Source organism: Novipirellula sp. (assembly GCF_041583735.1).
Taxonomy (GTDB): Bacteria; Planctomycetota; Planctomycetia; order Pirellulales; family Pirellulaceae; genus Novipirellula.
Genome location: NZ_JBFHFD010000236.1, coordinates 1 through 12126 on the forward strand (window position 1 = coordinate 1; position 12126 = coordinate 12126).

The 12126-nt window shown below is 55.7% G+C and carries 8 protein-coding genes; 5 read left to right on the forward strand and 3 right to left on the reverse strand.

The window, feature by feature from the left end; translation table 11 throughout:
• The coding region (locus ABX962_RS17780) for a hypothetical protein (RefSeq protein WP_372721381.1) at positions 1 to 2569 on the forward strand (2569 nt) is incomplete at its 5' end.
• A 48-nt stretch (positions 2570 to 2617) separates the two neighbouring features.
• Here ABX962_RS17780 and ABX962_RS17785 read toward each other — a convergent pair.
• Positions 2618 to 3520 carry an aldo/keto reductase gene (locus ABX962_RS17785; protein ID WP_372721382.1) on the reverse strand — a complete coding sequence of 301 codons (903 nt, stop codon included), beginning with the start codon at positions 3518 to 3520 and terminating at the stop codon, positions 2618 to 2620.
• Positions 3521 to 3726: 206 nt separating this feature from the next.
• Between ABX962_RS17785 and ABX962_RS17790 the strand changes: the two genes are divergently transcribed.
• From ABX962_RS17790 to scpA, 4 genes are all read left to right on the forward strand, one after another.
• Complete coding sequence (locus ABX962_RS17790; RefSeq protein ID WP_372721383.1) at positions 3727 to 5424, forward strand: sulfatase-like hydrolase/transferase; 1698 nt, start codon at positions 3727 to 3729, stop codon at positions 5422 to 5424.
• Positions 5425 to 5478: 54 nt separating this feature from the next.
• On the forward strand, positions 5479 to 5892 hold the full coding sequence (gene mce, locus ABX962_RS17795) for a methylmalonyl-CoA epimerase (RefSeq protein ID WP_372721384.1): 414 nt from the start codon (positions 5479 to 5481) through the stop codon (positions 5890 to 5892).
• Positions 5893 to 5956: 64 nt separating this feature from the next.
• Complete coding sequence (locus ABX962_RS17800; protein WP_372721385.1) at positions 5957 to 7666, forward strand: methylmalonyl-CoA mutase family protein; 1710 nt, start codon at positions 5957 to 5959, stop codon at positions 7664 to 7666.
• Positions 7663 to 9906: a methylmalonyl-CoA mutase gene (gene scpA / locus ABX962_RS17805; protein ID WP_372721386.1), complete on the forward strand. Its 2244-nt coding sequence runs from the start codon at positions 7663 to 7665 to the stop codon at positions 9904 to 9906. The genes ABX962_RS17800 and scpA overlap by 4 nt, the downstream gene beginning before the upstream one ends.
• A gap of 224 nt (positions 9907 to 10130) precedes the next feature.
• Here the strand turns inward: scpA and queG are convergent, their stop codons facing one another.
• The gene (gene queG, locus ABX962_RS17810; protein ID WP_372721387.1) at positions 10131 to 11207 is read right to left on the reverse strand and encodes a tRNA epoxyqueuosine(34) reductase QueG; all 1077 of its coding nucleotides are present in this window, start codon (positions 11205 to 11207) and stop codon (positions 10131 to 10133) included.
• On the reverse strand, positions 11200 to 12126 hold a 927-nt coding region (locus tag ABX962_RS17815; RefSeq protein ID WP_372721388.1), incomplete at its 5' end, for an MFS transporter. The genes queG and ABX962_RS17815, both read right to left, overlap by 8 nt.

Sequence of the window (12126 nt, forward strand, 5' to 3'; positions counted from 1 at the left end):
CGATGTCGATCGCCGCAGCCGGATGTTCAATCCGTTTGACTTGGATTTTCAACCGATCCCGACCGACGATCCTTCGTCGTACGAATACATGCAATGTGTTGATGGCCGTCGCGGCTACCCATTGTGGGAAGCATCCGGGGTCACCAATACTGCGGAAAGTCCCGATTGGTGGCAATTCCTGCCGCTGGACGAGGACGGCGTGTTGGTGCTGAATGCTGAAAATGCGGTTCGGATCGCGCTGCTGCACTCGCCCGAATACCAAGCTCAGCTTGAAGAACTTTATTTGGCAGCACTGGATGTCAGCAACCAGCGGTTCCAATTTGACACGCAGTTTTTTGGGGGTGCCCAGACTTTTTTGACAGCCGATGGTCGCCGTCGCAGCGGCGGGGGCGGCAACAGCAGCACTCGGTTCGAAGTGGGCACGTATAGCAATGGCAGTCGCCCACTTTCGCTGGAACGTCGCTTTGCCACCGGTGGTGAATTGATCGCAGGAGTGGCGAACAATATCGTCTGGGAACTGAGCGGCCCCAATTCGCAAAGTGCTTCGACCATCTTCGATTTCACGTTGCTGCAACCGCTATTGCGTGGTGCCGGTCGCGACCAGGTGCTGGAGGGTTTGACGTTTGCCGAGCGAAACCTGCTCGCCAACGTCCGCGCCTTTGAACGCTACCGCCGCAGCTTCTTTTTGAACATTACGATCGGACGCGGGCTGGAGAGCCAAGTCAGTACAGGCGGCCCCAACCTTGCGATCAATGGACAGGGCTTCGGAACCGGCGGTGGCAGTGCGAGCGGCTATCTCGGCTTGCTGCAAACTCAATTGCAGATCCGCAACCTCGAAGAGAACATTGCCCGTCAATCGGAAAACTTGCTGATCCTCGAAGACACCTTGATCGAGCAATTGACCACGATCCCGGATGACGCTGAAACAATCATCCGTCAACGCTTGCAAGTTGCTCAGGCCCAATCGAGTTTGTTGCGTTCGCAGAGCCAATTGGTCGCACAACAAGCCGGCTACGAGCGATCGGTCGACGCGTTTCTTCGCAACCTTGGTTTGCCACCGTATATCTGCGCACGGCTCGAAGACCCCATCTTGCAACGGTTTGAGTTGATCGACCGCGATCTACTTGGCCGCCGCGAACAATTGGCGTCGGTCCGAACCAACGTCGGACGATTGAATGTTTCGATCCTGGAACGAGCAACGTTCAAGGTGGATGAGGCGACCGGGTTGCCCGAGTCTCAGATCGAATGGAATGACGAATTGGCAAAATGGCTGTTGACATTGAAAGGTGAAATTCAACCGCTCGCAGAATTCAACCGCACTTTGATCGTTGATGACCTGCCGCGAATCGCGGAAGATATCGAGCGATTTAATGAATCATTGGCCGAACGCCAAAGTCAAAATCGTCAATTGAGCAAGATGTACCAGGAACAGAAAACCCAAATCTGTTCGCTGCTGAACACATCGGAAATCGACGAGTCGCTGTTTAATATCGAAGGATTGGATTCGCTCAGCGAAATATTGAAAGACCAATACGATCGACTCGGCGAGCGTTTGAACACCTATCAACAACGGATCGAGCAGCTCGACGCATCGATTGAAAAATTGGCGACGCAAGGCCCCGAGGACACCGATCCACGCGTCGTGGCTCAAACGTTGCGAGATAACGTCATCCTTGTATCCCAAGACTTGTTGTCCGAACTGGCCGACGACGTGTTGACGTTGCAACTGATCCAGGCACGAGCCAGGACCGAAAGCGTATTGCTTCCCGAGGTGGAAATCGAACCTGCAACCGCCCTGCAGATCGCTCGTGCAAACCGCCGCGATTGGGCCAATGCTCGTGCCGATCTCGTGGACCAATGGCGACTGATCGAAGTCGTGGCCAACGATTTGGAAAGTTCACTTGACGTGGTCTTCAATGGCGACGTGCAAAATGTCGGAAACAATCCGTTGGACCTGCGTTCGTCGACGGGACGTTTGCGAGTCGGATTGCAATGGGATGCCCCGATCACGCGTTTGATTGAGCGAAACAATTATCGTGCGACGTTGATCGCCTACGAACAAGCCAAACGGGCTTATTACGGATTCGAGGATGATGTTTGGCAGCAAGTACGTGCTGAGATTCGGCAATTGCAGGCCAACCGTTTGACCTTCGAACTTGGTCGCCAAGCGGTCAGCATCGCAGCATCGCAGATTGAATTAAATGCCGACATTCGCGCACTCAACGATGCTCGGGGTCGCAGCAGCGGCCCTACTGCCGCTCGCGATGCGATCAGTGCGTTGAACGACTTGTTGGACGCACAGAACTCGCTGCTGAACATTTTTGTTAACTACGAAGTGGTCCGTCGCAGCTTGGACTTTGATCTTGGCACAATGGAATTGACGGCCGAAGGATTGTGGATTGATCCAGGCAAATTGAATCCGGAATATTTGCTGACGCTGTCCGGGACACGCGAATCGGGCATGATCGGTGGCTGCAACGATTGTTGTTTGCCATCGCGTCCTCAGCCGCGTGCTCCTGACTACAGCTTGATGCAACAGTTCGATGGCGGAGCAACGTTGGTCGAATAGCGTTTGGAAAGCGAACCAGCCAAATTCAACCGCGTTGTCGATGCCGTGTCACGGTGACACGGCATTGGCGACGCGCTGGGTGACCGCTTGATACAGATCGTCCGGTAGCGATCCTTTCTTGGCCGCGGCAATATTCTCGGCCAGGTGTCCTGGATTACACGTTCCCACAATCGTGGTGTGGCAATGGGGATGCGACAGCGTGTAACGCAGAATCAACTCGGCGCGTGACATACCCTGGGGCAGCAGTTCGTCCAGTTTCGCGCGAGTCCAGACATCGTCAAGCGCCGGTCGCTTGATCTCGGCGTCAGGCCCACCGTGGGCGATCCCGCCTCGTAAGATGATTCCCGCCCCGTTGTTGGCCGCCTGCGTGATCGCGTCGTGATGCTCGGGCGCGAGCGCGGAATAGGGAACTTGAAAGGTGTCGAAAACGCCCAGCTTCATCAAATTCGTAATCTCGGGCAGCTTGGTGGAAATGCCGATGAACCGGACGAGGCCTTGAGCACGAAAATCGACCAACTGGCGAATCAATCCTTCACGCTCCAACGTTTCGGCGTCTCCGCCGTGGAACTGAAGCAAATCGAGATGCCCAGTTTGCATTCGCGCCAGACTTAATTCTAAATTACGCTGGATCACATCCTTTTTCCAGTGATGGTCGATTTCCAAGTGGTCGTCGTGCTGCGTGTAGACACAGCCACACTTGCTGGCCAAAAAGTACTCGGATCGTCGCGAACCAATAAAACGGCCGATCCGCTCTTCGCTAGCGCCATAATCAGGTGCGGTGTCAATGAAGTTGATTCCGGAATCGAGCACAAGATTCAAGAATGATTCGGCGTCCTGGTCGCTGACAACACGTACACCCCATGTCTTGGGTCCACGAAGTCCCATGCTGCCATAACCAAGCTGAGTGACTTCGATGCCGGTGCGTCCGAGTTTTCGAGTAGGTAAATTCATCTTTGTAACAGTGTTAGCAGGTAAGAGTGAGTGATTCGCAATAACGATCTGAACCGACGACGCTCGCCGCAGACAAGTTTGCGACCAAAAAGATCCGAATCGACAAACCGTGGACGCGCGGCTGGATTCCGCGACATCTCGCAGCGACTATATTAAAGGTTCTCGTCTCGACAACCTACCCTCGATCCATCCTTCGGAGTTCATCAATGCCTCGCATCGCATTGTTATTTGGCTTATTTCTTTTGGTTGCATCCCCGGCGGCCGGATCGGCGGCCGAGCGACCTAACGTCTTGCTTATCTGCGTCGACGATTTGAAGCCAACGATCGGTTGCTTTGGAGACCCCGTTGCTGTCACGCCCAATATCGATGCATTGGCAAAGCGTGGTGTCCGTTTCGATTCCGCGTACTGTAACCAAGCCGTTTGTTCACCGAGTCGCAATTCGCTGATGACGGGGCTGCGTCCGCAAACCATCGGCGTCTATGACTTGCCCACCCATTTTCGATTGGCGACCGCCGAGTTGACCGCACAGGATCCACAACGAGGCGAAGTGGTAACGCTGAGCCAACACTTTAAAAACAACGGCTATCTCGCCCAGGGGCTAGGCAAGATCTATCACATCGGACACGGCAATATCGATGACAAAGCATCGTGGAGCGTGCCGTCGTGGCGTCCCAAAGGGCCGAGCTATGTGCTTGACGCTAACGTAAAAAACATTGTCCCGGATGCCAAAGGTAAAAAACGAGGTCCGGCAACCGAATCGGCCGACGTATCCGACGAGACCTACGGAGATGGCAAGATCGCGATGGAAACGATCGAGCGTATTGCGGAAGCGAAAAAGAATCCCGAGCAACCTTTCTTCATTGCCGCGGGTTTTTTGAAACCGCACCTGCCATTCGTCGCACCGAAAAAATATTGGGATCTGTATCACCCCACTGAGTTGCCGATGCCGGAGGTAACGTCGCCGCCAACCGATGCCCCCACGTACGCCGGGACCAGCGGGGGTGAGCTTCGCAATTACAGCGACATGCGAATCAAGGGACCGATTGATTCGTCCACCACACGTCATCTGATTCACGGTTACTATGCCGCAACAAGTTATGCGGACGCCCAGATTGGAAAGGTCATCGCGGCGATCGACGATTACGGTTTCGCGGACAACACGATCATCGTTTTGTGGGGCGACCACGGCTGGCACCTGGGTGACCACGGGATGTGGTGCAAGCACACCAATTACGAGCAAGCCGCACGGATCCCGGTGATCATTGCCGCCCCCGGTGCTGCGCGTGATGCGTCCACCAGCGCGATGATGGAAACGGTCGACATTTATCCAACGCTGGTTGAATTAGCTGGAATCGAAACGGCACGCAATCTCGATGGCGTCAGCCAAGCGGCGGTGGTTCGAGACCCGAGCCAACACGTCCGCGACTATGTGACCCACGTTTACCCGCGATCTTCACGACTCGGGCGTGCGATCCGCAACTCGCGGTACCGCATGGTCCAATGGAAAGAGATCGGCGCGAAACCGGATTCTGCCGAGATGGAACTTTACGACTATAAAACAGATCCGCTGGAGACTCAAAATATTGCCAGCAAATCCCCCGAGGTGGTCGCCAAGATGGTCGCAATACTTGACCAGCAACCCGATCCCAAACCGCAATGGAAGAGCGTGAAGCAGCGCGCCGCGGCAGCCGAGAAATTGAAACAGGATCAGCAAAAGCGGGCACAGAATGCCAAGTCGCGTACGGCAATGTTCGCCAAACGCGATCGCGACCAAGATGGATTCTTAACGCTCGAAGAGTTTTTGTTGCATCAGCCCGATCCCGACGAAGCTCCGAAACGCTTCCCCAAGTTTGACAAGAACAACGATCAAAAACTTTCGGAAGACGAGTTTGTTCACCCCTGATACTCGTTCGCCGCTGCCTGGACCCTCGACGACACTTTGCAATTGGAGACCTCAATGAAGCCGGTGAAATCCCTGAACCATATTGGCATTGCGGTCCGAGCGATCGAGCCGCAGCAGGCATACTACGAAGACGTATTAGGTGCGATTTTTGAAGGGATCGAGGAGGTCCCCAACCAACATGTACGGGTTGCGTTTTACCGGATTGGCGACATCCGCATCGAGCTAATTGAATCGACCGATTCGCAAAGCCCGATCACGCGTTTTATCGATCAACGCGGCGAAGGGCTTCATCACCTTGCCTTCTTGGTCGACGATCTTCCCGCGCGAATCGATCAGTTGACTCAATTCGGGCTGAACATGATCGACCCGGTTCCACGTCCCGGCGCCGATCAAATGGATGTCGCATTTATACATCCGAACAGTTGTGGGGGTGTTTTGACAGAATTGTGTCAGACTCGCACGCGGTGATTGCCATCGATTACAATGAGGGGGGTTGGTTCCGAAGTTAGACTCTGCGTCGATGGCCTCCAACATGCTCGATCCCAAATGCTTTTCCGCGCAAGCTTCCACCGCGCCCAAGGTCGCGTGTTCCCAACCCAACGATCCCCGCTCGGCAGACATCAAACAGCCGACAACTCCACAAGCCGTCGACTGGCGATCCGACGACGAAATCGTGTTGCAAACGCTTTACACTCGCAGTGGATCTGACGCTTCATCGCCGATGATCCCGGATCGCGATTTCTTGCTTCGCGGCGTGACGACCGAACGCGGTAAATCGATGGCGGTCGACCTTCGCCAGCGACACTCACATCCCGATCCCGAACAGACCAATCGTGCAGCGTTGGACGACTTGCAGGGCGGAGTGACCTCGTTGGAATTGCGGCTGGACCGTGCGGTCCGCTCGGGATCATGGCAAGTCTTCAGCGCGAACCGAAACACGGCCAACGAAAAACCTTGCGATGGGACACGAGGCGACGAGTTGCTTAGTAACGAGCTACTCGGTGAAGATGGCGTGATGCTTTACGAAGCGAGCGACTTTGACACGGCGCTCGCGGCGATACCGCTGGACCAAACCGCAATTGCAGTGGACGCAGGCAACAGTTTTCTAGCCGCCGCAGCCTCGATCGCGGCATTGTGGGAACGACGCGGCGTCGATCCTACTGAAGCGCGAGGCGCGTTTGCTGCCGACCCGATCGGCACGCTCTCGCGAGATCCATCACTGTCCCGGCTCCGCGGCAAACCGATGCTCGGTTTGTCGGATCTTGCCACTTGGACGTCGCGAACGTTTCCTCATGTCAGCTCCGTCGCCGTCGACAGTACCACTTATTACGACGGTGGCGGAACCGACACACAAGAACTCGCGTTCTCGATCGCCACGGCGGTGCAGTATCTGCGTGCGATGACCACTGCGCGTGATTCGCGAACCGAGTCATTATCGATCGATCAAGCGGCCGCACAAATATTGTTTCGCTACAGTCTCGGTACGGACCATTTTCTATCGATTGCCAAGCTGCGTGCCGCACGCGTCCTTTGGGCTCGAGTGCTCAGCGCATGCGGCGGATCGCCGTCGGCAATGAAGATACAAACCTGCACCAGTTCTCGCGTGATGACGGATCGCGATCTGAACCTCAATTTGCTTCGCAATTGCGTCGCCGTGTTTGCGGGGCTACTCGGAGGTGCCGACACGATCACATCGCTCCCACTGGATCATGCGATACAGTTGCCGGATACATTCGGGCGACGGATGGCTCGCAACACGGTGTTGATCCTCAGCGAAGAGGCTCAGCTCCGCCGCGTGGTCGATCCGAGTGGGGGAAGTTATTTTTTTGAAACGGTCACGAATCAATTGTGCGAGCAGGCGTGGACGCTTTTTCAGGAAGTCGAGCGTCGTGGAGGCATGCTCGCCTGTGTGCGAAACGGCTGGGTCGCAAAGCAGGTCGCACAATCGGCTCAGAAGTGGGCAAGCCAGTTTGCGTATGGCGAGAAGACCATTGTCGGAGTGACCAAATTCGTCAACTCGCGCGATCGCGTCGTTCGGCGTACATCGCCAGATTTGGATCGGCTGCGGCAAATGGCGATACAGCGGTGTGCGGAACATGGCGATGGCCACGTTGCCATTCCGCTGTTCGAACACGGCCCTAACTTAGCCGAGGCGATGTTCGTTGCAGCACAAGGCGGCGACTCGATTCCGCAAATGAATCGTATGCTGGGGGATCAAGCGTCCAGAGAGGTGTCACAGTGAGTCCGATTCCCAATTTTGCCAACGTGCCGCTTCGCGGTGGCGGCACCAACAAAAATGTGGTTGATCCCCGAGCCGAATGTTCATCGTGCAACGCTTCTCGGAAGCAAGCAGACAAACGATCGCAATCACCCGGTCTGTCACGCGTAACCGACGAACCGATTCCGATCCGGCCGATTTATACCGCCGATGATTTGGTGGGTTTGGACCATTTGGATTCGCTGCCTGGAAATGCTCCGTTTTTGCGAGGCCCCTATGCCACGATGTATCGCCAACGGCCATGGACGATTCGGCAATACGCGGGTTTTTCGACGGCAGAGGACTCGAACGCGTTTTTTCGTCGCAATGTGGCCGCCGGGCAACGCGGGTTAAGCGTTGCGTTTGACTTGGCAACCCACCGCGGCTACGACTCGGACCATCCCCGCGTTGCCGGGGATGTCGGTATGGCCGGCGTGGCGATCGACAGCGTCGAAGACATGCGGATTTTGTTCCACGACATTCCGCTAGATAAAATGAGTGTCTCGATGACCATGAACGGCGCCGTGCTGCCGATCATGGCGATGTATTTGGTCGCCGCAGAAGAACAAGGAGTCACCGCCAGCAAATTGATGGGAACAATTCAAAATGACATCTTGAAGGAATTCCTGGTACGAAACACTTACATCTACCCACCGCAGCCAAGTATGCGGATCGTGGCCGACATTTTGTACTACACGACCGATCAGATGCCACGATTTAACAGCATCAGCATCAGCGGTTATCACATGCAAGAAGCCGGGGCCACCGCAGATCTCGAGTTGGCTTACACCCTAGCCGATGGACTGGAATACATCCGAGCGGGAGTCAATGCGGGTTTGAATGTCGACCAATTCTGTCCCCGCTTTTCATTTTTCTGGGGCGTCGGCATGGACTACTTTATGGAAGTCGCCAAGCTGCGTGCGGCCCGTTTCATGTGGGCAAATATCGTCAAAGCGTTCGGCCCCAACGATCCCAAGAGCATGTGTCTGCGGGCACATTGCCAAACCAGCGGTTACAGCTTGGTCGCACAAGACGTGTATAACAATGCCACGCGGACGTGCATCGAGGCGATGGCGGCAACCCATGGGCATACCCAATCGCTGCACACCAACGCGATCGACGAAGCGTTTGCACTTCCCACCGATTTTTCGGCTCGGATTGCCCGTAACACCCAATTGCTTCTGCAGCACGAAACCGATACTTGCAAAGTAGTCGACGCTTGGGGCGGCAGCTATTTCGTCGAACGATTGACTCGTGATCTGGTTGACCGAGCCCAGCACCATATCGACGAGATCGAAGCGGCAGGCGGGATGACCCAGGCCATCCAGTTAGGCATACCAAGACAGCGGATCGAAGAGGCGGCAACACGGGCTCAGATGAATGTCGAGTCGGGGGCAAGGACCGTGATCGGTTTGAATCGACATTGTTTGCGGTGCCAAGATGAATTTCGAGTTCGCAAGATCGACAACGCAGCGGTGCTGCAGAATCAACTCGATCGGCTACAGCGATTGCGTGCCGAGCGTGATCCGATCGAGTTGGAGCGAAGTTTGTCTGCCCTCCGTGATGCCGCATCGGATCTCCAAACCAACCTGTTGGCGTGTGCCGTGGATGCAGCCCGAGCAAGAGCGACGGTGGGGGAAATCAGCGATGCACTTGCATCGGTCTACGGTCGCTACTCGGCTCCGGCGCGAGTCGTACGCGGCGTCTATTCGTCGGGCATGAAACAGGGCGATGTGTTTTCAGTGCTACAACAGCGTGTGGCTGAGTATATCGACGCGGCGGGACAGCCTCCGCGAATCCTGGTTGCGAAAATGGGCCAGGACGGTCACGACCGCGGACAGAAAGTCATTGCATCGGCATTGTCCGATCTAGGTTTTGACGTCGAAATTGGACCGCTATTTCAGACGGCCGAAGAAACGGCCGACGCAGCGATCCAACAACACGTGCAAATGATCGGCGTCAGTTCGTTGACTGCGAACCATTTGACGCTCGTTCCCAAACTGCGCCAAGAACTCGTCCGACGCGGTCACGAAAACATCATGATCGTGGTCGGAGGTGTTGTCCCGCCTCAAGATCACGAGGTTTTGTACCAAGCGGGGGCCACGGCAATCTTTGGCCCCGGCACCAAGATTGCCGATGCTGGGTTGGTGTTGATCGAACAACTCGAAGCAACTTTGGCCAACGTCACTCCCACGCGTGAGGACGCAAAACCCGTTTCAGGATAAGTTTGGGCCGCTAAGCCGCGGCGCCTCGTCCAGATGAGGGCTGTCCGAGCATGTGGTCGTGCAATCCGCTGTCGATCGTGATGTGACGTGCCAGTCAGACGGAGGCAAGCCCTCACCCCTCGCATCGCTGAAGGCTCTGCTCGACCTCTCCCTAAACTGCGTTTTGGGAGAGGTGACTGTAAGTCGCGAGTTACCTCGCCTTGGACAAGTCCCAGTTCGTCAATTCAGCCAAGTGAATCACGCTGGATCTGGTCGACGGCCCACTGCGAGGCTTCGCGAACCAGGGCATCTTCGTCCGCGAGCCCGATTCGCAACGCGGGCAAGGATTCGGGATCGCGTTGGTTGCCGAGCACCAATGCGGCGTTTCGTAACACGCCACGGCGACGTGTCCGCCACAGCGGCGTCTTGCGATATCGCTGGCGAAACCCCGCTTCGTCGAGCGAGAAGAGTGCTCGAAGCTCTAACACATCTAGCGGTTGACGCGCCGGCGTCTCAGCTTCGTATTGCCGCATTGGTTTGCGATTCCATGGGCACACCTCTTGGCAAACATCGCACCCAAATGCCCAATCCCCCATCGATTCACGCAGGTCGTCTGCGATCTCGCTACGACTCTCGATCGTCAGATAACTAATGCAGCGTGTCGCATCAAGCACTCCCGCTTGCGGAAACGCTTTGGTGGGACAGGCGTCCAGACACGCTGTGCAGCTGCCACAGTGCGACGATTCATGCGGCGTGTCGGTGGGCAGTTCGACATCCGTTAGAACACAGGCGAGAAAGAAATAGCTGCCCAGGTGTTTGTTCAGCAGCAGCGTGTTTTTCCCTTGCCATCCTAGTCCCGCCAGCTGAGCAATCTCGCGTTCCATGATCGGTGCGGTGTCCACGACCCCGCGTGATGTGGCCCCCGGAAACGATTCGCGAATCGATTTTGCAAGTTGCTTTAGCTTGGGGTGAATCACATCGTGGTAATCGACGCCTTGCCATGCATAGCGTGCCACCCGGCCCACCCCTGAGACAGCGGATCGAGGCGGCGCCGCGTCGTAGGGATATGCCATCGCGATTACACTGCGGCAACCTTCGAGCACTCCGCTTGGATGCTGGTAAGCGTCCAGCCGGTTTGCGATGTAGTCCATCTCGCCCGCGTAGCCCGCATCGATCCAACGAGCTAATTGCGAAAAACCATGCGACTCGATCGCCGGAGCGACTCCTACTGCGATAAAACCAAGCGCGGAGGCTTGGTCGCGAAACGCCGCCAGAAAATCAGAGGACGACGTGACCGGATCCGTTTTACCGCGTTCACTCAACGGGAGCGGTCTCGATAGGTTCAATGTCGGCTTTGGCGATATCCACACCACGCTCGTGGAACAGCAGGATAAAGCCGATCAACACAGCCAAGGCAAACAGAGCAGGTTTCATCCATAACCAATACCACTGAATCGCTGCGAGCTCGGAATGACGAGCGTCAGTCTTTTCTTCTTGCATGATGGCAATTTCAGATTCGCTCACGTTCGCCTTTGTGGCCTCGTCGATTTGTTTGCTCTTGGCGACCACGACCTCGCTAAATTGGACGGACTCGGCGGTCGTATGTTGGCCTTCGACTTTACCAGCGACCTGAGCCCCGATCATCATGCCCAGTCCAAGCGTCAACATGACCAACAACCCTTGCGCTTGGGCACGAACCGATTCGGGAGCCTTTTTGTCGGTATAGATTTGTCCGGTGACAAAGAAAAAGTCGTAACAGATGCCGTGCAGTACGATGCCCAGGATAATCATCCAACGAATTTCGTCGGTCGCACCGAAGGCAAATAAGGTGTAGCGGCCCACCCAGGCCAACATACCAATCGCGAGCATCCATTTGACGCCAAGACGTTTGAAGAAGAATGGCATGACCAACATGAACACGATCTCCGAGATCTGGCCATACGACATCGTTGTCCCGATCGGCAACCCGGTTAATTCCACCACGCGGCTGGTGATTTGGTAGTAGAACGCGAGCGGAATACAGATCAGCATCGACGAGACCAGAAAGACCAAATACGAGCGATCTTTTAATAGCGCTAACGCATCGAGCCCGAACAACTGACGAATCGAAACTTTTTCGTCCGAACGGACCGGTGGGGTATCGGGAAGCGAAAAGCTAAACACGCCCAGCGCAATCGCCGCAACGGCGGTCATGTAAAACATTCCCGAATTGGTTTCGTAGCCGGTAAAGGTCAATGCGAA

Coding starts and splice junctions, on each gene's coding strand:
- ABX962_RS17785 (WP_372721382.1), bottom strand. CDS start 3,520: ATGAATTTACCTACTCGAAAACTCGGACGCACCGGCATCGAAGTCACT.
- ABX962_RS17790 (WP_372721383.1), top strand. CDS start 3,727: ATGCCTCGCATCGCATTGTTATTTGGCTTATTTCTTTTGGTTGCATCC.
- mce (WP_372721384.1), top strand. CDS start 5,479: ATGAAGCCGGTGAAATCCCTGAACCATATTGGCATTGCGGTCCGAGCG.
- ABX962_RS17800 (WP_372721385.1), top strand. CDS start 5,957: ATGCTCGATCCCAAATGCTTTTCCGCGCAAGCTTCCACCGCGCCCAAG.